Raw genomic sequence first — 22,939 nt, 5'->3', positions numbered from 1 at the left:
TATCTTCACTAACACTATCTTATTTACTATACTTGAAATGCCACTTCAGTCAAACTTTATACACTCCTAATGAGATCAAATGCCATAAATCCTAACTTCTCTGTATGGGTAAGTGCATCAGCTGGTACAGGTAAAACAAAGATCTTAATAGACAGAGTATTAAGACTTCTATTAGAGAATAAGAGAAATATTCTCTGCTTAACATTCACCAATGCTGCAGCAAATGAAATGGAGGATCGCATTTACAGTACACTTAGTAAGTGGGCAATATATCCAGAGGGTATATTGGTCGCAGATTTAGAACAATTAGCCCAGTGTGTGACCAGAGAAAATAAAGATTATTTAACAAGAGCAAGAAGGCTTTTTTCTGAACTGGAAAATCTTGGTCTTAATATTCAAACTATACACGCCTTTTGTTACAAATTAATCTCCAGCTTTCCTACAGAAGCTGGTATCGCTCCAAATTGTACGTTGAGCGAATGTAAAGAATTGCATTCCATCATATTTGAAAAAACGCTTCATAATGAAACTGTGCAGGACGATATAAATATCATTGCAGCTGAATTTGATGAAAACAAGCTGAGTGATTTGCTCTATACCTTATGTATAAAGAGATCAGCTCTAGAAAATAATTTAGGGTATATCAAAGATAAACTAAGTGCCCCAGATAAGATTCACGATTTACAGAGTGAAACGATTGAGCAGATAAAAAGATTAGCTAAAATATTAAGTGAGGGCAGCAAAAGAGATCAGAGTTACAGTGCGATACTTTATGATTGGTGTAATAGCAGAAAATCGTCCGTACCAAATGTTGTCATCCCAGTGCTTGACACTGGGACCCAAAAAAAAAGAAATATGGATCCCAGTGTCAAGCACTGGGATGACAACAAGATAGAGAACTTAGCTAAAGTATTTCTCAAATCAGAATCGTACGAAAAAAAGAGCATATCATCCATTATAACAAAGGGTGCTTTGGAAAAATTTGAAGACGTAGAGCAAATGATAGAAAGCATTCAAAATGCATTGTTTACCCATGTAAAGGACATAAATTCTTATCAAATATTCGCAAGAACCAGTAATTTACTTAGTATATTTAAAGTATATGTTGATCTATATAATAGTGAAAAATCAAAGAATGCACTGCTTGATTATGATGATATCATCAATTTAGCAACAAATCTCCTTAGCAATCCAGGCTATAAAGATTGGATATTGTTTAATCTAGATCAAAAAATAGACCACATTCTTGTTGATGAGGCGCAAGACAATAGTATCAGTCAATGGAAAATTATAACAAATCTCTGCAATGAATTTTTTACCGGTGGTGACGAAAAGAGAACTTTATTCGTTGTTGGGGATGTAAAACAATCCATTTACAGATTTCAAGGAGCAAATCCCCATCTATTTAATTACATGCAGCAATATTTTCACACGAAAACCGGTGGCAGAGATTGGGTATCATGTCAACTTGAAAAGTCATTTCGCTCAACTCCAGAAGTTTTGATGCTTGTAGACAGAATATTTAACAATTTTCGTGAAGAAATATCTTTCAATGATAACAAGATAAAACATATTCCATATAGAGAAAACGATCAAGGATACATTGAAATTTGGCCGTTACTGCCAGGATATGAAGAGGAAGAGCAGCAAGCCTTACAAACTCATTTAACACAGAGGAAAGATTATGTAGTAAAGGATCGATTACTTGCTCAGGCAATAGCCCAAAGAATTCACAATTGGTTAAACGAAGGGCGGATTTTAGTCGCCAAAGATCGCCATATAGAACCAAGGGACATTATGATTTTGGTACGGCAACGAAATGCGCTAGTTGACTACATAATAAGTGAACTAAAAAAAGTAAATGTACCAGTTATAGGCCGAGATTATTTTAGAATTATGGATTACATAGCTGTCCAGGACTTAATAGCTTTAGCCGAATTTTTGCTCCTCCAGGCAAATGATCTTGCTCTTGCAAATGTTTTAAAATCACCGCTATTTAACTTCACTGAGGATGATTTATTCAATATTGCATACGATCGTAAAGAACAGTCGTTGTGGGAAAAACTTCAAGATTATCAGGAGATTATCTCTAATGAATTAAACTATCTAATTAATTTATCTCAGACAAAATCCCCCCTTACACTATTCACTCATATATTGCGCACAGGCAGGAAGAAATTTGCTGCAAGGCTAGGTCTTGAGTGCTTCGAGATTCTAGACGAATTTATGAACCTCGTATTGCAATTTGAGCACCCATCTCTTCAAGCATTTGTTCAGTGGATCAAAGAAAATAATCCTGAGATTAAAAACGATATGCAATCAAAACTCAATGCTGTACGAATAATGACAATTCATAAATCAAAAGGTCTACAAGCTCCAATAGTGTTTTTAGTTGACACAAATACGGTACCAAGAAACAGCGAAAATATTTTGTTTGATGCAACGGAAGCACCATTTTGGTGTGGCAAAAATAGTAATGCTTATTGTAATCAAGTAAAAAGAGAGAAAAAACTAGAGGATTATAACGAATATTTGCGTTTGCTGTACGTGGCACTTACGCGTGCTGAAGATGAGTTATACATTTTAGGCAAAGAGCCAGTGCAAAAGGGCTCTTTGTATGATCTAGTTATTCAATATGGAGCATTATATGAGAGGAAAAAACTATACTTACAGCCGATATTTAAAGAAAAAGTTGAAGTGCTATGCATGAATGCAAACTACCCTTCTATTTATAAAAAACGTGATTATTTTGATGTTTCAGTGATTTCACCTCCATCAAACCTATCAATGTCATTGCAGCACGTGACGCTGGAACCTGGAGAAAAAAAGCCAGTGTCAAGTACTGGGATGACAGATGAGAATGCTGGAATGACAAAAAGGAGCATTGGGACGACAGACAGCTATGCAAGAGGCTTAATAATTCACAGTATATTGCAATATATGCCCAAGATAGAAAAAGACAGGAGAAAAAATTGGGTTAGGAAATATCTTGATAGCATAAACACTAGTGAAGATAAGGATGAAATTTACAGCAAAATATTAACCTTTAATGAAAAATATGATTACCTGTTCGACTTGGAGGGCAAATCAGAAATTCCACTTAGTGGAACAATTGACGGAAAACCAGTATTAGTGCGGCTAGACAGACTGTGCATAACAGAAGACAAAGCAATCATAATTGACTATAAATCACACCATAACGTTTCTATTTCCTCATCAAATGAAATAAAAAAGCAAATGTTGATCTATAAAACCTTAGTGCAAGAAGTCTACCCAGATAAGCAGGTAGAGTGCGTGGTTATTTGGATGGAAGATTTAACCTTACAATCCTTGATCTAAACTCAAATGTTCGTATAGTAGCTACTTGCATTTGTTGTAAACTCACTTTTACTCTATAGTTATCTTTTTACTACTTTATCTATTTTCTGAACTGATTTTCGTACTAGAAAACATCCAATAAGAAGAATTATAAAAGGAGTAAACCATAAAATGTAGGTACTAGATTTTACAGGTGGTTCAATGATAATTGAATCTCCATAAGAATTTTTTAACTCTGAAACTATTTGCTCGTTAGTATATCCATCACTGATCTTCTTGCGAATTGTCTTACGCATACCATATGCAACTTGAGACTCAGATTCGGATAATAATTCACCAGAGCATACTGGACACTTTATTACTGCAAATAAGCTACTTGCTCGCTCTTCCATGCTTTCGTCTCTTAGTTTATCATCCAAAGTAAAAGCATTTATGCTTAAATGGAATATCAATGTAAAAAGTAAGCTAATTACTATTCTCATTCTTGGTGAATTGAGTGATAAAATCAGTAGTGGATAATTTTCCAATAAAGCCTGAACCTACATTATTGTCGTACTTTATTGAAAATTGAATGTCGTTATTAGTGATTTTTTCTGATAAGGAAGATATTGATTTTTCCAATTTATCTGCAGTCTTTGAATCATTAGTCACAAACGAAATTAATTCTTTATAATTTGATATGGCTACATTGATTTTATCTTCAAATGAAGATGTAACTAAATTGTAATTACTTACTCCACCATTCGCAGCAATAGAAAAGTTATTACTCTCAATCAAAAATTTTTCTATGTTGAAATTAATCTTAGAAGCTGAAATATGGTTTACAAATTCATAATCTAATTTAGCGTCGACACTAAGGTAATTTTCAGGACTTGCAGTATGTTTATAACGGTAAGTATAAAAATCAAATTCTAGTTTAGTATTTTCATTCAGTTCTTTATCAAAGTGAAATTGAATGTAATTACTTTTATCATTCACTTCAGTTATAACACTTTGCTGATTTTCTAAAACATCACATTTTAATCCATAATCTTCGTAACGAAATGTATCTATATAGTCTATTACAGTGCTATTTCTGTTGAATTTTAATGAAGATAGTAAATCATTTAGTTTAACAACAAAGTGGCTACTCACGTGTGTGTGACACTTTATATTCTTTTTCTCATCACTACGGACAGCAATGTTTACCTTATTGCTTGGTATATAGATATATACTGACTTATCAAATAATCTGTTTTTTATCATTAAAGCTTCAGATGAAACAGTTAATTGCTCATTAGAAAATTTTGGATTCGTTACACGAAAAACTAGGTTAAAAGGAAACCCCTTAAAATCATGTGAAATATCAACTTTTTCGTCATTAATGTAATCAGTTAAAAGACTTTTTACCTTAAATGCAGAAAAATACCAAAAACCACTATAAGCTAGAGGAATAAACAAAGGTAAGGAGATAAGAATATAGATAAAAATTTTACGCATTATCCTCTTATTTATCTGATGATATATTTCTTGTACCTCTGGGCACGGTTACGCACAAACCGTCAATATCTTTTGTGATTTTTATTTGGCATCCAAGCCTCGATGTCTCTGTTAAACCGAAAGCTAGGTCCAGCATATCATTTTCCTCATCAGATATAGGGTTATGTGTTTCTACAACATCATAAAATTTTGAATCAACAATCACATGGCATGTAGAACAAGCAAGAGAGCCTTCACATGCACCTTCAAGCAGATCTGGATCACTTCTGTGGGCTAAATTAAGCAGAGTTTCTCCTTCTGCAGCTTCATAGCTTTTCTTACTTCCATCAGGTAAAATAAAAGTAACGGATGGCATACTATTAAAATCTCTATTAACTTTTCTATATTCTACAAATAATAACTATTATTTGCAAACTCTTTGAAATTCCATCGCCTATCTCTTGTAATCTGTATTCCTATCAAGAAAGTAAGATAGATACCACCAGCATCTCACAGAGTTGCAAGTATAGAATTTTCTTAGTTTTAGATTTTACTAAATATATTACTGAATTAACATTATTAAACTTGATCTGCCATTTCTTCTGATCTTAAGTTATAATTTTACTAATGCCATTTGATTGATTGCAACTTCAGCATTGCTATCTTTCAATAAATTTGCAGGACTATTACAATGGTATGTGATTGCAGCAACAACAAGACAACAAACTCCAATTCCTATCCCTAACGCTAACATTCCTGAGTAGACTGCAATAGCTACTTCTAAAGCAACTCCTACTACTGCTAACGTAGAAGCAACTATGATAGAAGTATTACGGCACTTAATACGAAGCTCATTTAGTTTATCTAATCCAGGAGTACCATCTTTATATTTTAGCTCTCTTAGTACATCTTTATTTTCACATTTGTTAAACAACTTCCAAGCATAACTTAACCTTGACGCTTGACCATAAAACCCCTTCTAAACATACTCAACCAAGAGATCAAACGGAGTTTCACCTTGGTCATTGTTAACATCAAATCTCGCACCTGCACTCACAAGTGATTCAACTTTGCGAAGCATTGACGTATAGGGCTGTAAGTTTCTTAAAGCATGATGTAGAGGTGTATTCCCATTTTCATCCTGAAAATTATATTTCTTTCTATGTAAAAAGCAATCAAAAATCTCTTTTTTCCAATTATGTTTAACAATACCTTCTAAAATAGTACTTGAAATCTTTATGTTATTTTCAACTAGAAGATCTAGAGCTTTTTTATGCTTATATCTAACAATAGTATCTACTAGTTCATTCAACGCAGAAGTACCTTCTAGCTTCTTTAGCTCATCGGTTTTACAACCACTAAGCACCACCGAAAGATTATTTAATTTTTCTACTACTTTTTCCTTACGAGAGAAGTATGTAGCATAATTGACCAAGAGATCAAATGGAGTTTCATCTTTGCTATTTTTAACATCAAGCCTTGCACCTTTACTAAGAAGTGACTTGACAAAACCTTGGTATTTCGATTTACCCAAATCCAACCATTTTAATGTATGATGTAAAGCTGTATTTCCTTCTTTATCTTTATAGTTGATATCTAATTTATCTAAGTACTTATTAAAAAAATAATCCAAAAACTCTTCAGATTGGTATTCATAAGCATAGCTTAAGATTTCATTTCGTGATATTTCTATCCTTCCTTCAAAGAGCTTGAAAAATGCCACACGATCGTACATAATAGCAATTTGCACTAGAAATGTAATGTCACCAGCATCAATTGTAACTTTCTTTATTATATCATCACACTCTTCATACTCATTTGACTGGATATTTAACAACAATCCCAGAATAGTTCTTACATATTCGGATTCAGTTGGTTCTTGCTTTGCCCATCTTGCCTATTTCTTTTAAACTCTTGTTTAGCCTTTCTATTTTCTCTTCGATTAATTTTTGACTTTTCGAACAATACATAATACATATTTCATTAAAAAATTTTTCTCTTTTCTCTTCTTGTTTAAGTTTACTCATCTCTTCCCGCAACAACTCCAGTTCATCACTACAATCCCCATCCTCATACTTTCCTCTATCGTACCGGCTTTTTTTCTTGGGTCAGATAACACTTCGTATGCTGCTTGTATTTGATTGAATTTTGTCGATCCCTCTTCAAATGGAACTTGTCGATCTTCTTCCGACGATGATAGATGCAATTTATCTGGATGAAACTTAAGTACCAATTCGCGATATGCTTTTTTATCTCACCATGAGTAGCATCTCTTTTTACTCCTAATATTTCATAATAATCAGGCATTTTTTTTCTCCACTATTTTGATACATTTTTTATAACATTAGTAATACTATGTCTTTAAAAGAATTGGTACTATATAAGTATTTTAGCAAATATTATAATATTTATCAATTTATCAACAAATTAAGTGAAAATTTAAAGAGTTGTTTATGGTAATTGAGGAGCTACAACCGCATGACGTCTGCCATTAATCACTATTTCACTTATTGCAACTGCTGCAAAAACAAAACAATAATATACTTTTGTTAGTACGATGATAGGTGACAGAGAGGCAATGCTGCTTGCTAGTAATACGTGAGAACCATAAGGTAAGATACTTTTTGTGATAGAAGTAAATATTTCTAATAAATACGCACTACGGTGTGGTGCAATGTTATATCTTTGTGCAAGTCTTTTCGCAATATTACTAGTTAATAAAATAGCAACAACATTGCTGGAAACTAAAATAGTAAACAGAGATGATATTCCCGCAATCATAAATTCAGCTTGAGTTTTTGTCATATTCACCTTATCGGTGAATATATCTATCTTTTTCTGACTGTATTCGTACATTAAGTGGCTTAATCCACTACTGAAGAGAATAAATATCATTACTTCATTCATCTTATAAAAACCCCTATATATGTCACGAGAATATTCAATAAGAGAATAATCAAAAAAAGCTATTCCTAATATCCCAGCAATAACCATATTAATAGCTAATGTTACTAGAGTGTTTATTTCAAATAAACCCATAATTATTAAAGATATATAAGGGATAATTTTGACTATGGATAAATAATTCAGACTTGAGATAGAAACAACTTCTGTACTATTTGAAATTATTACTAGATAAATAAGTATTATAAGACCTGTAACAGATCCTGTCTTGAAAGTGAGTTTTATTTTATCCTTTACTGAAGCTCCTTGTGAAGAAGTAGCAGCAATAGTAGTGTCAGATATCATTGAAAGGTTGCTGCCAAACATAGACCCACCTATCACAGCTCCAACACCCACTGCACAATCAAAAGCTCCATTTTGTGCTAAATTAACAGCTATTGGTGTTATAAGTGCAATAACTCCGATTGATGTGCCGATTGCACTTGAAATAAAAGTAGAAAGTAAAAACATTCCAGGAAGTAATAATCTTGCTGGAAGAAATCGAATAGTTAAGTTAGTAATAACATTTATACTACCAAGCGATTCAGTAACAGTAGAAAATGCTCCAGCAAATAGAAAAATCAAACATACGGTAAGAGTAGTTTTATTACCCATACCTTTTATAAGAGTATCAATACTATGTTGAATTTTGTTTTTATTGAATAGAACAGCAAAAAATAATGCTGGTAATAAGCAAACTAACGGTGAAATTTGATGAAGAGGATTACCAAGTCCGATAAAAGAAAAATAAATACCACTTCCAAGGTATAAGGCTAGAAAGATAATAAGAGGAAGAAATGAAAACACTTATCGCAGTTGAACAAACCAGAAATATACTAGAATAAGCTATTTTAAGCAACTACTAATACAGTGTTTTTCTAATAATTTTGAACATCTTAAGCCATCTACTTTTGAATAAATTCCATTTGCATTTCTTGTATACTATCCTCTATTTGCTTTATTTGTTCTATTAGCCTTTCCTCTAAGTCAAAATTACCGCCCAGCCTTGCTTTAATTTTTTCTTCTTGTAATACATTTAATTCTTTCCGTAATACTATGTTATTCCAGACACTTTCTGCCGATCTCTTCTCACTTAATTGACTATTTAGTACGCTAGTTTTTTCAAATATAAACTTTATAACACTAGACTCCTGTAGCAGAATTTCTTTATTAAAGTTGCTCTCATTAGTTACCATATTAATTACGCACTGTTGTAATTTTTTCATCTCATTAGTAAATTCGAAATGAGAAAATTGCTCAAAAAATATAGGACGGTTCAAGATTTCAGGAAATTCTACGGCTATACGCAAAATTATGGCCTGATTTTGCTCTGCTTCAATTAGCTCTGGAGATTTATTGTAAAGATACTCACCTTTTGTTGCTTTGCTATTAAAAATCAGCTTTTTAAAGTTTCTTCTTAATTCACTGACCTTATTGTAAAAATAATCTCTATAATACCTTCTAATACTGCTGTTACCGATAGCATTGACATATTTCATGAACTTGTGCTCAAGAATTGAATATTTTTCCGGAGCAAATTTTTCATAATTTTGCAAATTGCTACCAATTATGTGATGCCATAAATATTCAGAGTGCAGTTCTGTTGAGTGGTTAAAAGCAGAGAGTACGTCTTCTGTCTTATATTCTAGCTCATTGCATATATCGTATGGGTCCTTATTGTTTGGCAAAGTCACGAACTTCAATGTGTATCCAGGCTCCAGTATCGGTAGAACAAGTTCTGCAATTCGAATAGCAGCATGACGTCCGGCACTATCGCCATCCATACAGATGGAAATTTCTTTAGCAAATTTCCATAGATTTTTTATCTGCTCTGCAGAAATTGCGGTACCAAGCGGAGCAACTGTATTGCTAATTCCCGCTTGATGTAGTGCTATTACATCCATATATCCTTCAACAACAAATAGATGCTGTTTTTTGCGTATTTCACTCAAAGCAAAGTTTAATCCATATAAATTTTCTCTTTTCTTAAAGAGCTGACTCTCTGGGCTGTTTAGATACTTCGGCTGTTGCTCAGAGTTCAGCGCACGTCCGCCAAAACCAATAACTTTGCCCGTGATGTTGTGTATAGGAAATATCAGCCGATCATAGAAATAATCACGAGAATTCTTATTTATTAACCCAACATCGATCAAAATCTCGTCTTTAATACCAGAGGAGTTCAAATATTCCTTCAAGCCAGAACTTGGTGCATAACCTATTCTAAATTTATCTATGATTTTGAGTGAGATCTTGCGCTGCCTTAAATAAGCCATAACACCTCGATTTTTCTGCGCGAACCAACTGGCAGCTAAATTCAGTGCTGAAAACAGTTTGTCATTTTCTTTAGCAAAGCTGAGGTTTTTGGGTAACTCAACACCTACAACAGATGCCAAATTTTCCAACGCTTCCTTAAAACTTAAGCCCTCAGTTTGTGAAATAAATTCAAACGCATCACCATGAGCTGAGCAACCGAAACAGTAATATAAGCCCTTAACATTGCTGACCGAAAAAGATGGAGTTTTTTCGTTATGAAATGGGCAGAGTCCAACAAAACTATCTCCTCTTTTTATTAACCTAACTTTTTTTCCTACTATGTCGGACAACAATAATTTTGACTTTATAATATCTATATGATCCATTTTACCGAATGAGTAGTGGTAGGATAAAAATTATATAGAATTTATGCATATCTGACTCGAAATTTATTCAGAAAGATCAGGAGAGCTTGACAAAAAGCTCAAAATAAATTACCCATATAAATACCCTTAAGTTGCAATTTCTTATATGTCAGATGTGATATCAGTTGCTTCAGACCACGCAGGTTATGAACTAAAATCAGAAATAAAGGCTTACTTGGAAACTTTAGATTATACAGTGATAGACCGTGGCTGCACTGCTGAACAAAAGAGTGTAGACTACCCTGACTATGCTGCTGAAGTTGTAGAAGATATAACAAACAAAAAAGCAAATTATGGAATATTAATTTGCGGTACAGGTTTGGGCATGAGTACTGTGGCAAATCGTTTTGAAGGAATCTACGCTGCTTTATGTAATAGTGTTGAGATCGCAAAATTAGCTCGCGAGCATGGCAACGCGAATATACTTTGTCTTGGTGCAGGGTTTACTGCGAGTGGATTAGCAAAAGACATAGTCAAACAATTCCTCGAAACAGAATTTTCAAAAGAAAGTAGACATAAAGAACGCCTTGATAAACTTAGCAATATTAGCAAGAAAAAAACCACAAAAACTTATAACGAAGATGAAATATCAAAATTCGCTAAAATAGCAGGTGAATGGTGGAATGAGAATGGCAAATTCAAGCCATTGCACATGATGAATCCTGTGAGAGTATCATACATCGTTGAGAAAATAAAAGAATTTAAAAAATGCGATTTAAAAGAACTATCATTGCTCGATGTTGGTTGTGGTGGTGGCATTTTGTCAGAGTCAATGGCGCGTATTGGTATTAGCGTTGCAGGAATAGATGTATGTGAGGAAAACATAAAAGTGGCACAGTCGCATGCGAAGAAAGTAGGGTTAAATATAGAATACACACACACTAGCATTGAAGAGCTAAGCAATGACAAGAAGCATGACGTGGTTTTGTTGATGGAAGTGGTTGAACATGTCGATAATTTAGAGTTTTTCATGAAAAAAGCAATAGAGCTGTTGAAGCCAGAAGGGCTAATTTTTATATCGACGATAAATAGAACTATTAAATCCTTCTGTCTTGCAATAGTCGGCGCAGAGTACATATTAAACTGGCTGCCAAAAGGCACACATAGTTGGAATAAATTTCTCAAGCCATCAGAAATTGCAAATCATCTAAGGGAAAACAACGTAATACTGCAAAACATGGCTGGTATGGAATATAATGTAATAAAGCGTGAATGGAACTTGACCAAAGGTGTGGATGTTAACTATATACTTTGTGGAAACGTTGTAATTTGAAATCTCATTCAAGTACTAGAAGGTAATGCAAATATTTTAGGCAGTTTTACTTTACTTAGCAGCTAATTTATCATATGTATTTCCATAGGATGTCGCTATATTAGAATATGCTACAATTACTAACCTTACTTGCTGTTATCACTTCGGTTGTATTTTTTGGTCATCTAGTTCCAATGGAAGTGAAAACCTTCTTGTATTCAATAAGCCTTAGTATAAAAGAGATCTTACTATTTATAATGCCTTTTATTGTTTTTGCATTAATCTTTAGTAGTGTTAACAATCTTAAGCAGTCGGCTATAAAGTTTATATTGTTACTTATTATAACGATTTTCTTGTCGAATCTAGCTTCAAGTTTAATAGCTTATTCTGTTGGGCATTTCATCACACAAAACACTTATTCAATACAAGATATAACATATGAAGAAACAATTGTTCCTTTATGGTCATTTAGGATACCTGCATTGCTTTCTAATTTTTATGCCCTTGCTTGTGGATTTGTGTTAAGCATATTAGTGTCCACAATATTACCAAAAAAAAGCAAAGAGCTCTCGAACAAAATGTTAGATTTAACTCTCTTTATTTTGAAGACATTTTTGACGCCAATTATTCCAATGTTTGTACTTGGTCTTGCTTTCAAAATGGAACATGATCAGGTTTTACCCATAATATTTAAGGATTACTCAATAATTTTTATTATTATATCATCTGCAACCTACCTTTATGTTTTTCTCTTATATGGAGCAGCAAATTCGTTCAAGATCAGAAGCTGGATAGCTAGTATAGGTAATATGATACCAGCATTTATTACTGCAATGAGCACAATGTCTAGTAATATAGCTATGCCGCTTACTCTTGAAGGAAGCAAAAAAAATGTAAAGCAGCATGATATAGCATCGTCTGTTGTGCCAATAACTGCTAGCTTTCATTTAGTAGGTGATTGCTTTTTTATTATAATACTATCAATGATAATGACTTTTGGTGGTGCATTGTCTGCAACAGACTATGTGACTTTCCTTCTCTACTTTCTGTTATTTAAATTTGCTATTGTTGCAGTTCCAGCGGGAGGGATTATGGTAATGTTGCCCGTTCTTGAGAAGTATCTTAAATTCTCCCCAGAGATGCTTTCATTAATTACAGCATTGTATATAGTGTTTGACCCAATAATAACTTCAGCAAATGTTATGGGTAACGGTGCGTTCACTATGATGTTTACAAAGCTCTATGATAAGCTTAAGTGATGTCCATTCTAGCAATTAATACTGTAGGTGCTGGTAGTTCAATAGCAGTAATTGATTACGATGGTAATTGTTTTGTAGAACGCAATTCTGCAAACAATAGTCATGCAGAATCATTTTTTCAAATACTGAATACTTTGTTTGATAAGCATAATTACAGCTACGATAAAATAGACCATTTAGCAGTGATAGTTGGACCAGGAAGTTTTACTGGAATCAGAGTTGGTATATCAACTGCACAAGGTATAAATCTTGCTACAAATAAGCCGTTATATGGTGTTAGTGCGCTGGAAGCTCAAGCATATGCAATATCGCTACTTTGTGCAAATAGCAAAAAAAATATTAAAGCTATAATCGAAGATGATCAAAAGTTTTATACGCAGTTATTTGATTTCAATTTTTTACCGCTATCAAATCCCGCTGTAGTAAGTGAACTCCAGCCTGAAACGGACTGCATTACATATATGGATTGCAGTTTACCAAAGTTGGATGCTAGCCATGCAGGGCTATTAGTCCGTTATAGACTAAAAAATAAACAAAAATTAAATGGAGTTGAGGCTCTATATTTAAATGAGCCTCAGTATATGAAATCGTTGCCTATTGCGTAAACACTATTAATTTGGCCAAGTTTGTACATTTGACTTACTATTTCTTCTGCTACTTCTTTTATACTCATATTTGAATTTTCTACCTCTATAGCATTTTGTGGTACAAATAAATCTTCCTCCCTGAATTTAATACTATTTATATTAGTAACCTTCCTATTTTTTCTTTGCTTTTTTGATATAGTACGCTCTTGTAATATCGATGGATTGCACCTAAGTACTATAGGGAGGATTTTTGTGCTCATTTTTTTACTAAGTTCTACTACTGAGTTATATATTCTTATGTTGTAATCATTATTTTCAATTAATTCATCAACAAATATATAATTTTTTGAGTCAATAGGATAGGCTTCTATTGCCTGAAACATAACATGTGTAGTGTTATATATTCTATCTCGAGCTTCTTTGGAAGTTTGATTATATTCAAGTCCACTTACAATTACTGCATTTATCATACTAGATAATACTATCGCTGTAGAAAGTTTACCACTTCCTGGAAGACCAGTGATATATATGAAAAATTTTGTTAGCTGTTTTTTTATGTCAACGTTTATCATATTATTTTTAATATTAAAACCTACAATTATAATAACATAAAAACAAGGCTTTAAAACATATGAAATATTACATAAAAAGTCGCTTTTATAGTTAAAATATTATGTAATCTAGAAATGTAAACTCTAATCACCTAAGGCAAGTAAAAGTGCTTATACCAATTCCCGCTATACAAGCAACGAATAGAAAATAATGGAAAAAAAAGCCATACTGAAGTAAGTAAAATAGCGAGGTTTAGATGGCATTAAGATCAAAATTATTGGATGAAAAAGTGGTGAAATCAGCAAAAGAGATGCTGAAGAGAGTAAGAAATAATGCGTATGTTGCAAAAAAACTAAATGCTGTAATTGCAGCAAAAAAGCACAGTATAACAGCTGTAGCAAAAATATGTTGCATTTCGAGAAAGGCAATTACTACATGGATAAAGCACATAAAATTTGGAAGAGAAGAAAAATTATTTGCTCCACCTCAACGCCGTAGAAAAACTATATTGAACCAAAGTCAACTTGAACGAATTGAGTTGTGGATAGAGGAAAACCCCAATATTACTATTAGAGAAATGAGAATAAGAATCCAAGAAAGATTTGGTTTGAATATCAGCAAATCCGCAATACATCGTAATATGCAAAGAATGAAATTCTCATATATCACACCAAGACCAGTTCATAGTGGACAAGATAAAAACAAGCAAGAGGAGTTTAAAAAAAAACCTCAATGAAACTATTGTCATGCATTCTGAAAAAGAGCTATTTTTCTTCGATGAATCACGGTTTGGTACACATTCAAAAGTTGGACATGGGTGGTTTAAAAAAGGCAGTAGGACACAGGTTAAGGTAAAATTAGGTAGGGAAAATTTTTATCTCTATAGTGCAGTTAATCCCAGAAATGGAAGGCACCTAAAAATATCGAAATTATATACCTACCACCATACTCACCTGAACTCAATCCTGTTGAGAGGTTTTGGTTATATATAAAACAGAACATTTTACGCAATAAAATCTACGATACAATTGTTCTGCTTGAATGCGCTTTGTGTAAATTTATTACCTCTCTTTCCCCTTCCACGGTTAAACAACTCTGCTATGCTTCTTATTTGGTTCATTAATAATGAGAATTGGTATAAGTTATACCGAGAATATGGACGTGCTCCAAGAGGAAAGAAAATTTATGCAGATATTCCAGCGAGAGAGAATCGGTATAGTAGCCGGGTGGATTGGAATGAGATTTATTGCACCAATGACTTTCAAAGGTGGGTGTGACAAAGAGGTATTCAATATATGGTTGGAGAAACCTAAATTGCCACTTGGCACAACCATAGTTATGGATAATGCTACATTTCATAAGACCACTAAAACAAAATCATTAATAGAGTCTTTTGGCTGTCATGTGCTGTATCTTCCAACATATTCACCAGATTTGAATCCTCACTTTTACCCACAACTTTGAGAGGTCATTATGCGAAGCATAACCATGCTTTCCCTGAGGTTTTCATAACCACGCCATAGAGTCATAGTTCCTGGTAAATTATCACTTTTTCTATTCATAAATCCACCTAATTTTCCTAACCAAATAATAGCTTGTTTTATGTTTGGAGGTTCTTCTGGCAATTTGGCTACTTTATGCTCACGTATGTAAAGGGTTTTCCACTCTTCATTACTTAAAACCTTAGTACAAACCTCCATAGGATTCGATAAAGCGATTTTTGTTAAATATAAAATATTAAATGCAATAATGCTCTTTATAGCGATTAATTTCTCTAATCTTTCTTTTGTAGCTAAACGAGAGCTTTCTACCTTACATCCTGATTTTAAAATCCTAAAATACTCCTCGATTTTCCATCTTAGCTTATACCAATTTATCCTTTCTATAGCATCTAAAGTGCTATTAACTGGTACATTAGTCAGCAAAGTCCAATCAATAGCTTCTACTCTTTCAGGAGGATTTGTTTCTTTGGCACTTACTACATATATAGCGATTTTATCACTTATTTTATGCTCTGTATCTTTCGATCCATAAATGTAAGGAGATCTGATAGGTATATAGCCTTTCATATACCTGACTTCAATGTTAGCTTTTCTTGAGATCTGGTATTTATTTTCAGCAACATTCAAGACAATTTCCTTTTTTACAGGCAGTTGAGTTATACGTGTTTGCAAATCCGTTTTTCCCCCTTCAATACAGATGAATTTCCTATTAGTTCGGTTGCGGATTACATAAAAACTGTCCAATGATTCAACAGTCCATAAAAACTTAAAAATATCTGCTTCCCTATCACCAATAGTAACAAGCTGTACACCTTCTGCGAGGTTATTTAGGGTTTCTTTTAGTGCCGCTATCCACTTATAGCTTTCTTTCTCCTTTATAGCAGTACGGTATTTCCTGTTTGCTTTTTCTTGGGCTGTTTCTTCCCTGATAGAACGTGCCCAACACTGTTGAGAAGATAGCCCTAAAGGTAATCCGTCTTTGTTAACCATTAAGTTACTGTGCAATAACAAACCCTTTTTATATTTTGTATAGGCTTTAGAAATACTACCTAGACCCTTAGTCTTTATATGAGAGTCAAAATCCAAATAACTTGTATCTTGAACTGAAAATACCAGCTCATTTCCTTTTATCCTTTCCATAGTTTCTTTATAATGGGAAGAATAAATTTCCTTAGCTTCAAGCTTCTCATTGCTAAATAATCTGTATGCACCTTTAGCTTCTTTCCATCCTACACAGCTTTGACTAATTGACCCAGACGCCTTATTCTCTATTAAATAGCTTGTTTTAATAAGTCTTGTATTAAGTCTTACATCTCCCAGATTAACATGTCTCAACTCTTTTTCTAGCCATTTATCTCCTAAGCCATCAGCACATTGTACATTTCTATTTACTTCACACATTTTTACCTCATCTTAAGTATATTTTTCTCTATCTTACTTGCTTTTTATACTTGTGGGTAAAAGTGAGATTTGAATCCCATAGAACACTGTTGGCATACCATCAAAAGCCGCCTCAGACCTCTGATGTATAAATGTACAGACTTACAACTTTTGGTTGGTAATACCATAATGGTAATTTATCATTCATTTTAGAAAATACTATAGTTAACGCCTATCAAATTTTATCTTATCTTAAATTAGATGATCATACGTATACTCATCTCTCTGTACGTTCTGAAGATAAAAAGTCATTTTATGTTTATCCGTTTGGTATACGTTTTTATGAAGTAGATGAAAGTTCATTGATGAAAGTATCGTTTGATGGGAATATAATTGAAGGCAAAGAATATCAATATAATAAAACTGGCTATGTAATCCATGGCTTCATTTATCAAGCAAGGAAAGATATTCAAGCAATTTTTCATCTACATACACCTTCTATTGTAGCAGTTTTTTCTCTCAAGGATGGATTACTCCCAATAAGTCAGTGGGCGCTGCACTTTTATAATAAGGTATCTTACCATGATTATAATTCCCTAGCACTTGATGATACAGAAGGAAAAAGATTAATAGCTGATTTGAAAGAAAATTTTGTGATGTTAATGCGCAATCATGGATCTATAACATGTGGTCAGACTATACAAGAAGCAATGTTTTATACGTATCACTTAGAACAAGCTTGTAAAACTCAATGCCTGACGCTAGCAATGAATAGGGAGTTGTCAATTCCAAGTGAAGAAATTTGCTCAAAAGCCGTAAAGACGCTAATTCTGGATTAAAAAGAGAATAGAAAAGTCAGGAGAGTAGGGTAAACTCAACAAATAGAAAAAAATAGATGAGGTTACCCATGGAAGATATAACAAAACTGTTTTGTCTGGTCGATGATTTTTGCAGAGATATAGAGAAAAATTTTGCAGATAAACTACTGCCAAACGGTAAAAACCCACAAGAGTGCCAGAAATTACACATTCGGAAATTATCACAATAATCCTCCTGTATCAGCAATCTCCCTGTGAAAATTTTAAGGCTTTCTACCTGCATTACCTAACATTGCTCTACAAATCAGAGTTTTCGAAGTTGCCTTCATACACTAGGTTTGTTGCTCTAAAGCCCAGGGTTTTGTGGCATTTAGCCATGCTATTACAGTGCCTTTGCGGATGGTCAGAACTTACTGGAATCTCATACATAGATACAACTCCTATTGCAGTTTGCCATGCAAAAAGAATATCAAGAAATAAGGTTTTTGCTGGAATTGCAAAATTAAGCAAGAGTACATATGGCTGGTTTTTCGGCTTTAAACTACATTTGATAATTAACGAGAAAGGTGAAATTCAAGCTTTTACGCTTACAAGAGGTAATGTTGACGATAGAGAGCCTGTAGCAAACCTAATACCAATTCTCATTATTAATGAACTAAATAAGAAGCATAGCAGAGTTGTTTAACCGTGGAAGGGGAAAGAGAGGTAATAAATTTACACAAAGCGCATTCAAGCAGAACAATTGTATCGTAGATTTTATTGCGTAAAATGTTCTGTTTTATATATAACCAAAACCTCTCAACAGGATTGAGTTCAGGTGAGTATGGTGGTAGGTATATAATTTCGATATTTTTAGGTGCCTTTAAATTTTTTGACTTATGCCAACTAGCGCAATCCATCAAGAGAAAAGCCTTTCGTATTCCTAAATATTGCGACATCTGTTCAAGGAATATATTTATACAATCAGTGTTGACGTTTGGTGCAAATAAGCTAAAATTCTCTCCATTTCTGGGATTAACTGTACTATAGAGATAAAAATTTTCCCTACCTAATTTTACCTTAACCTGTGTCCTACTGCCTTTTTTAAACCACCCATGTCCAACTTTTGAATGTGTACCAAACCGTGATTCATCGAAGAAAAATAGCTCTTTTTCAGAATGCATGACAATAGTTTCATTGAGGTTTTTTTTAAACTCCTCTTGCTTGTTTTTATCTTGTCCACTATGAACTGGTCTTGGTGTGATATATGAGAATTTCATTCTTTGCATATTACGATGTATTGCGGATTTGCTGATATTCAAACCAAATCTTTCTTGGATTCTTATTCTCATTTCTCTAATAGTAATATTGGGGTTTTCCTCTATCCACAACTCAATTCGTTCAAGTTGACTTTGGTTCAATATAGTTTTTCTACGGCGTTGAGGTGGAGCAAATAATTTTTCTTCTCTTCCAAATTTTATGTGCTTTATCCATGTAGTAATTGCCTTTCTCGAAATGCAACATATTTTTGCTACAGCTGTTATACTGTGCTTTTTTGCTGCAATTACAGCATTTAGTTTTTTTGCAACATACGCATTATTTCTTACTCTCTTCAGCATCTCTTTTGCTGATTTCACCACTTTTTCATCCAATAATTTTGATCTTAATGCCATCTAAACCTCGCTATTTTACTTACTTCAGTATGGCTTTTTTCCATTATTTTCTATTCGTTGCTTGTATAGCGGGAATTGGTATAAATATAGCCCTTCCCATAATAGTCCAAAAAGGTCATAAGAAAGGAGAATCGACAGCATGACGAAAAGATTTGAATAAAGGAATGTTTTTCCTGGTTCTGTTTTTTATAGCAAACCAATAATGTTCAATTTTGTTAAAATCTGGAGAATATGGAGGAAGATATAAAATTTCTGCACCAACTCCTTTAGCAAATCTTATTAGACTTATGAAAAGTAGCATTATCAAGGATAACAGTTTGTCCAGGTTCCAAAATCGGTGTCAGAAACTGCTCAAACCATTTATTAAAGATATCCATATTGCAGTGGCCTTCAAAGGTTAACGGAGCAATTATTTTTCTTCCACTCAAGGCTGCAACCATGCTAATTCGTTGAGTTTTCTTCCCAGATTTTAGGGCATAAAAAACCGCTGTCCTTTCTGGCAATACCCATAGGTTCAGTGTTATCAATGCCAGACTCATCTATATACACTAATTCTTTAGGTTCTTTTGTTGCTATAACCTTTGAAAATTGAGCTCGCTTTTCTTCATTTCTTTCTTTATATCCGTAGGTCTTTTTTTTCTTGTGAATCCTATATTTTTAAGTGCTCGATGAATTTTTTGTCTACTATAGTATTTTCTAAAATGAATGATAAATTACCATTATGGTATTACCAACCAAAAGTTGTAAGTCTGTACATTTATACATCAGAGGTCTGAGGCGGCTTTTGATGGTATGCCAACAGTGTTCTATGGGATTCAAATCTCACTTTTACCCACAAGTATAAAAAGCAAGTAAGATAGAGAAAAATATACTTAAGATGAGGTAAAAATGTGTGAAGTAAATAGAAATGTACAATGTGCTGATGGCTTAGGAGATAAATGGCTAGAAAAAGAGTTGAGACATGTTAATCTGGGAGATGTAAGACTTAATACAAGACTTATTAAAACAAGCTATTTAATAGAGAATAAGGCGTCTGGGTCAATTAGTCAAAGCTGTGTAGGATGGAAAGAAGCTAAAGGTGCATACAGATTATTTAGCAATGAGAAGCTTGAAGCTAGGGAAATTTATTCTTCCCATTATAAAGAAACTATGGAAAGGATAAAAGGAAATGAGCTGGTATTTTCAGTTCAAGATACAAGTTATTTGGATTTTGACTCTCATATAAAGACTAAGGGTCTAGGTAGTATTTCTAAAGCCTATACAAAATATAAAAAGGGTTTGTTATTGCACAGTAACTTAATGGTTAACAAAGACGGATTACCTTTAGGGCTATCTTCTCAACAGTGTTGGGCACGTTCTATCAGGGAAGAAACAGCCCAAGAAAAAGCAAACAGGAAATACCGTACTGCTATAAAGGAGAAAGAAAGCTATAAGTGGATAGCGGCACTAAAAGAAACCCTAAATAACCTCGCAGAAGGTGTACAGCTTGTTACTATTGGTGATAGGGAAGCAGATATTTTTAAGTTTTTATGGACTGTTGAATCATTGGACAGTTTTTATGTAATCCGCAACCGAACTAATAGGAAATTCATCTGTATTGAAGGGGGAAAAACGGATTTGCAAACACGTATAACTCAACTGCCTGTAAAAAAGGAAATTGTCTTGAATGTTGCTGAAAATAAATACCAGATCTCAAGAAAAGCTAACATTGAAGTCAGGTATATGAAAGGCTATATACCTATCAGATCTCCTTACATTTATGGATCGAAAGATACAGAGCATAAAATAAGTGATAAAATCGCTATATATGTAGTAAGTGCCAAAGAAACAAATCCTCCTGAAAGAGTAGAAGCTATTGATTGGACTTTGCTGACTAATGTACCAGTTAATAGCACTTTAGATGCTATAGAAAGGATAAATTGGTATAAGCTAAGATGGAAAATCGAGGAGTATTTTAGGATTTTAAAATCAGGATGTAAGGTAGAAAGCTCTCGTTTAGCTACAAAAGAAAGATTAGAGAAATTAATCGCTATAAAGAGCATTATTGCATTTAATATTTTATATTTAACAAAAATCGCTTTATCGAATCCTATGGAGGTTTGTACTAAGGTTTTAAGTAATGAAGAGTGGAAAACCCTTTACATACGTGAGCATAAAGTAGCCAAATTGCCAGAAGAACCTCCAAACATAAAACAAGCTATTATTTGGTTAGGAAAATTAGGTGGATTTATGAATAGAAAAAGTGATAATTTACCAGGAACTATGACTCTATGGCGTGGTTATGAAAACCTCAGGGAAAGCATGGTTATGCTTCGCATAATGACCTCTCAAAGTTGTGGGTAAAAGTGAGGATTCAAATCTGGTGAATATGTTGGAAGATACAGCACATGACAGCCAAAAGACTCTATTAATGATTTTGTTTTAGTGGTCTTATGAAATGTAGCATTATCCATAACTATGGTTGTGCCAAGTGGCAATTTAGGTTTCTCCAACCATATATTGAATACCTCTTTGTCACACCCACCTTTGAAAGTCATTGGTGCAATAAATCTCATTCCAATCCACCCGGCTACTATACCGATTCTCTCTCGCTGGAATATCTGCATAAATTTTCTTTCCTCTTGGAACGCTAATTCTGGATTAAGGAAGGAAGAAAGTATAGGAAATGGAAGGCTTTTTGGATTTCAAGGAATAGGAAATGAGAGTAGAAAAGATGTGAACCAAGAAATTAACGGGAGATCTATGGCGAGTATGTTCAATTTCAAGTCTATTTTTGAGGTAGCCAAAAATCGTCTCAATGATCGACCTTTTTCTCAGCAAAATCTTTTCATGTAGTGAAATTAATGCGTTTTTCATCCCCTTTTTCACCTTGGTAACAAGTTTCAAACCGCGGTTAAACAACTCTTGGAAAAGCTCTTTTTTAATATAGCCTTTATCACCAAACAAAAGACCGGTTAATTTCTTAGTTAGGTTTGCTACAGGCTCTCTATCGTCAACATTACCTCTTGTAAGCGTAAAAGCTTGAATTTCACCTTTCTCGTTAATTATCAAATGTAGTTTAAAGCCGAAAAACCAGCCATATGTACTCTTGCTTAATTTTGCAATTCCAGCAAAAACCTTATTTCTTGATATTCTTTTTGCATGGCAAACTGCAATAGGAGTTGTATCTATGTATGAGATTCCAGTAAGTTCTGACCATCCGCAAAGGCACTGTAATAGCATGGCTAAATGCCACAAAACCCTGGGCTTTAGAGCAACAAACCTAGTGTATGAAGGCAACTTCGAAAACTCTGTTTGTAGAGCAATGTTAGGTAATGCAGGTAGAAAGCCTTAAAATTTTCACAGGGAGATTGCTGATACAGGAGGATTATTGTGATAATTTCCGAATGTGTAATTTCTGGCACTCTTGTGGGTTTTTACCGTTTGGCAGTAGTTTATCTGCAAAATTTTTCTCTATATCTCTGCAAAAATCATCGACCAGACAAAACAGTTTTGTTATATCTTCCATGGGTAACCTCATCTATTTTTTTCTATTTGTTG

At 33.6% G+C, this 22,939-nt stretch carries 20 protein-coding genes and 5 pseudogenes; 10 read left to right on the top strand and 15 right to left on the bottom strand.

The window, feature by feature from the left end:
• The first annotated feature begins 69 nt into the window (after positions 1–69).
• Positions 70–3,339: a UvrD-helicase domain-containing protein gene (locus O1Q06_RS01645; protein ID WP_410542843.1), complete on the top strand. Its 3,270-nt coding sequence runs from the start codon at positions 70–72 to the stop codon at positions 3,337–3,339.
• A gap of 59 nt (positions 3,340–3,398) precedes the next feature.
• Here the strand turns inward: O1Q06_RS01645 and O1Q06_RS01640 are convergent, their stop codons facing one another.
• The 9 genes from O1Q06_RS01640 to dnaG form a co-directional block, all read right to left on the bottom strand.
• On the bottom strand, positions 3,399–3,800 hold the full coding sequence (locus O1Q06_RS01640; protein ID WP_410542842.1) for a cytochrome c-type biogenesis protein CcmH: 402 nt from the start codon (positions 3,798–3,800) through the stop codon (positions 3,399–3,401).
• A complete protein-coding gene (locus O1Q06_RS01635) occupies positions 3,784–4,797 on the bottom strand; it encodes a hypothetical protein (protein ID WP_007302682.1) in 1,014 nt (337 codons plus the stop codon). Before O1Q06_RS01635 ends, O1Q06_RS01640 begins: the two co-directional genes overlap by 17 nt.
• Before the next feature lie 7 nt (positions 4,798–4,804).
• Positions 4,805–5,152: a ferredoxin family 2Fe-2S iron-sulfur cluster binding protein gene (locus tag O1Q06_RS01630; RefSeq protein ID WP_410542841.1), complete on the bottom strand. Its 348-nt coding sequence runs from the start codon at positions 5,150–5,152 to the stop codon at positions 4,805–4,807.
• Between the two features lie 237 nt (positions 5,153–5,389).
• Positions 5,390–5,710 (bottom strand): hypothetical protein, encoded by a 321-nt coding sequence (locus tag O1Q06_RS01625; RefSeq protein ID WP_410542840.1) that lies wholly within the window; start codon positions 5,708–5,710, stop codon positions 5,390–5,392.
• Positions 5,711–5,755: 45 nt separating this feature from the next.
• Complete coding sequence (locus O1Q06_RS01620) at positions 5,756–6,613, bottom strand: hypothetical protein (RefSeq protein WP_410542839.1); 858 nt, start codon at positions 6,611–6,613, stop codon at positions 5,756–5,758.
• Positions 6,614–6,644: 31 nt separating this feature from the next.
• Entirely contained in the window at positions 6,645–6,803 is a 159-nt protein-coding gene (locus tag O1Q06_RS01615; RefSeq protein ID WP_410542838.1) for a hypothetical protein, read from the bottom strand.
• Entirely contained in the window at positions 6,800–6,982 is a 183-nt protein-coding gene (locus O1Q06_RS01610) for a hypothetical protein (protein WP_410543127.1), read from the bottom strand. The genes O1Q06_RS01615 and O1Q06_RS01610 overlap by 4 nt, the downstream gene beginning before the upstream one ends.
• Positions 6,983–7,227: 245 nt before the next feature.
• A complete protein-coding gene (locus O1Q06_RS01605) occupies positions 7,228–8,526 on the bottom strand; it encodes a Na+/H+ antiporter NhaC family protein (RefSeq protein ID WP_007302679.1) in 1,299 nt (432 codons plus the stop codon).
• Positions 8,527–8,624: 98 nt separating this feature from the next.
• A complete protein-coding gene (dnaG, locus tag O1Q06_RS01600) occupies positions 8,625–10,358 on the bottom strand; it encodes a DNA primase (protein ID WP_410542837.1) in 1,734 nt (577 codons plus the stop codon).
• A 145-nt stretch (positions 10,359–10,503) separates the two neighbouring features.
• Between dnaG and ubiG the strand changes: the two genes are divergently transcribed.
• The 3 genes from ubiG to tsaB all read left to right on the top strand — a co-directional run bounded on the left by ubiG (position 10,504) and on the right by tsaB (position 13,513).
• Positions 10,504–11,670 (top strand): bifunctional 2-polyprenyl-6-hydroxyphenol methylase/3-demethylubiquinol 3-O-methyltransferase UbiG, encoded by a 1,167-nt coding sequence (gene ubiG / locus O1Q06_RS01595; RefSeq protein WP_410542836.1) that lies wholly within the window; start codon positions 10,504–10,506, stop codon positions 11,668–11,670.
• Positions 11,671–11,777: 107 nt separating this feature from the next.
• Positions 11,778–12,908, top strand: coding sequence for a cation:dicarboxylate symporter family transporter (locus O1Q06_RS01590; RefSeq protein ID WP_410542835.1), 1,131 nt, complete (start codon positions 11,778–11,780; stop codon positions 12,906–12,908).
• A complete protein-coding gene (tsaB, locus tag O1Q06_RS01585; protein ID WP_410543126.1) occupies positions 12,908–13,513 on the top strand; it encodes a tRNA (adenosine(37)-N6)-threonylcarbamoyltransferase complex dimerization subunit type 1 TsaB in 606 nt (201 codons plus the stop codon). Before O1Q06_RS01590 ends, tsaB begins: the two co-directional genes overlap by 1 nt.
• Here tsaB and O1Q06_RS01580 read toward each other — a convergent pair.
• Entirely contained in the window at positions 13,483–14,067 is a 585-nt protein-coding gene (locus tag O1Q06_RS01580) for an AAA family ATPase (protein ID WP_410542834.1), read from the bottom strand. The genes tsaB and O1Q06_RS01580 overlap by 31 nt on opposite strands.
• Positions 14,068–14,303: 236 nt before the next feature.
• On the opposite strand from O1Q06_RS01580, the pseudogene O1Q06_RS01575 reads away from it, so the two are divergent.
• The 3 genes and pseudogenes from O1Q06_RS01575 to O1Q06_RS01565 all read left to right on the top strand — a co-directional run.
• A pseudogene (locus tag O1Q06_RS01575) lies at positions 14,304–14,949 on the top strand (IS630 family transposase); the annotation flags it as partial.
• Between the two features lie 11 nt (positions 14,950–14,960).
• A pseudogene (locus tag O1Q06_RS01570) lies at positions 14,961–15,170 on the top strand (transposase); the annotation flags it as partial.
• Between the two features lie 2 nt (positions 15,171–15,172).
• Positions 15,173–15,511, top strand: coding sequence for a transposase (locus O1Q06_RS01565; protein ID WP_410542833.1), 339 nt, complete (start codon positions 15,173–15,175; stop codon positions 15,509–15,511).
• Here O1Q06_RS01565 and O1Q06_RS01560 read toward each other — a convergent pair.
• Positions 15,496–16,950, bottom strand: a complete 1,455-nt coding sequence (locus tag O1Q06_RS01560) for an IS4 family transposase (protein WP_410542423.1) — start codon at positions 16,948–16,950, stop codon at positions 15,496–15,498. The two genes, O1Q06_RS01565 and O1Q06_RS01560, sit on opposite strands and share 16 nt — an antisense overlap.
• A gap of 185 nt (positions 16,951–17,135) precedes the next feature.
• On the opposite strand from O1Q06_RS01560, the gene O1Q06_RS01555 reads away from it, so the two are divergent.
• The gene (locus tag O1Q06_RS01555; RefSeq protein WP_410543125.1) at positions 17,136–17,768 is read left to right on the top strand and encodes a class II aldolase/adducin family protein; all 633 of its coding nucleotides are present in this window, start codon (positions 17,136–17,138) and stop codon (positions 17,766–17,768) included.
• A gap of 68 nt (positions 17,769–17,836) precedes the next feature.
• Positions 17,837–18,378: pseudogene (locus O1Q06_RS01550) on the top strand (IS982 family transposase); the annotation flags it as partial.
• Positions 18,379–18,394: 16 nt separating this feature from the next.
• Here the strand turns inward: O1Q06_RS01550 and O1Q06_RS01545 are convergent.
• Both O1Q06_RS01545 and O1Q06_RS01540 read right to left on the bottom strand, forming a co-directional pair.
• Positions 18,395–19,399, bottom strand: coding sequence for an IS630 family transposase (locus O1Q06_RS01545; protein WP_410542215.1), 1,005 nt, complete (start codon positions 19,397–19,399; stop codon positions 18,395–18,397).
• Positions 19,400–19,514: 115 nt separating this feature from the next.
• A pseudogene (locus O1Q06_RS01540) lies at positions 19,515–20,073 on the bottom strand (IS630 family transposase); the annotation flags it as partial.
• Positions 20,074–20,287: 214 nt separating this feature from the next.
• Here O1Q06_RS01540 and O1Q06_RS01535 point away from each other — a divergent pair.
• Positions 20,288–21,742, top strand: coding sequence for an IS4 family transposase (locus tag O1Q06_RS01535; RefSeq protein WP_410542832.1), 1,455 nt, complete (start codon positions 20,288–20,290; stop codon positions 21,740–21,742).
• Here O1Q06_RS01535 and O1Q06_RS01530 read toward each other — a convergent pair.
• Together O1Q06_RS01530 and O1Q06_RS01525 are read right to left on the bottom strand one after the other, a co-directional pair.
• Complete coding sequence (locus O1Q06_RS01530) at positions 21,727–22,005, bottom strand: transposase (RefSeq protein ID WP_410542831.1); 279 nt, start codon at positions 22,003–22,005, stop codon at positions 21,727–21,729. The two genes, O1Q06_RS01535 and O1Q06_RS01530, sit on opposite strands and share 16 nt — an antisense overlap.
• Positions 22,006–22,039: 34 nt before the next feature.
• Positions 22,040–22,907 (bottom strand): annotated as a pseudogene (locus tag O1Q06_RS01525) (IS982 family transposase).
• Positions 22,908–22,939: the final 32 nt, after the last annotated feature.

Origin of the sequence: Wolbachia endosymbiont of Tetranychus urticae (genome assembly GCF_046529255.1) — a bacterium.
Classification (GTDB): domain Bacteria; phylum Pseudomonadota; class Alphaproteobacteria; order Rickettsiales; family Anaplasmataceae; genus Wolbachia.
This window is presented reverse-complemented; position numbering and strand designations above follow the sequence as displayed.

Coding starts and splice junctions, on each gene's coding strand:
- O1Q06_RS01630 (WP_410542841.1), bottom strand. CDS start 5,152: ATGCCATCCGTTACTTTTATTTTACCTGATGGAAGTAAGAAAAGCTAT.
- O1Q06_RS01565 (WP_410542833.1), top strand. CDS start 15,173: ATGAGAATTGGTATAAGTTATACCGAGAATATGGACGTGCTCCAAGAG.
- ubiG (WP_410542836.1), top strand. CDS start 10,504: ATGTCAGATGTGATATCAGTTGCTTCAGACCACGCAGGTTATGAACTA.
- O1Q06_RS01530 (WP_410542831.1), bottom strand. CDS start 22,005: ATGCAGATATTCCAGCGAGAGAGAATCGGTATAGTAGCCGGGTGGATT.
- O1Q06_RS01645 (WP_410542843.1), top strand. CDS start 70: ATGAGATCAAATGCCATAAATCCTAACTTCTCTGTATGGGTAAGTGCA.
- tsaB (WP_410543126.1), top strand. CDS start 12,908: ATGTCCATTCTAGCAATTAATACTGTAGGTGCTGGTAGTTCAATAGCA.
- O1Q06_RS01535 (WP_410542832.1), top strand. CDS start 20,288: ATGTGTGAAGTAAATAGAAATGTACAATGTGCTGATGGCTTAGGAGAT.
- dnaG (WP_410542837.1), bottom strand. CDS start 10,358: ATGGATCATATAGATATTATAAAGTCAAAATTATTGTTGTCCGACATA.
- O1Q06_RS01545 (WP_410542215.1), bottom strand. CDS start 19,399: ATGGCATTAAGATCAAAATTATTGGATGAAAAAGTGGTGAAATCAGCA.
- O1Q06_RS01580 (WP_410542834.1), bottom strand. CDS start 14,067: ATGATAAACGTTGACATAAAAAAACAGCTAACAAAATTTTTCATATAT.
- O1Q06_RS01635 (WP_007302682.1), bottom strand. CDS start 4,797: ATGCGTAAAATTTTTATCTATATTCTTATCTCCTTACCTTTGTTTATT.
- O1Q06_RS01615 (WP_410542838.1), bottom strand. CDS start 6,803: ATGAGTAAACTTAAACAAGAAGAGAAAAGAGAAAAATTTTTTAATGAA.
- O1Q06_RS01590 (WP_410542835.1), top strand. CDS start 11,778: ATGCTACAATTACTAACCTTACTTGCTGTTATCACTTCGGTTGTATTT.
- O1Q06_RS01640 (WP_410542842.1), bottom strand. CDS start 3,800: ATGAGAATAGTAATTAGCTTACTTTTTACATTGATATTCCATTTAAGC.
- O1Q06_RS01560 (WP_410542423.1), bottom strand. CDS start 16,950: ATGTGTGAAGTAAATAGAAATGTACAATGTGCTGATGGCTTAGGAGAT.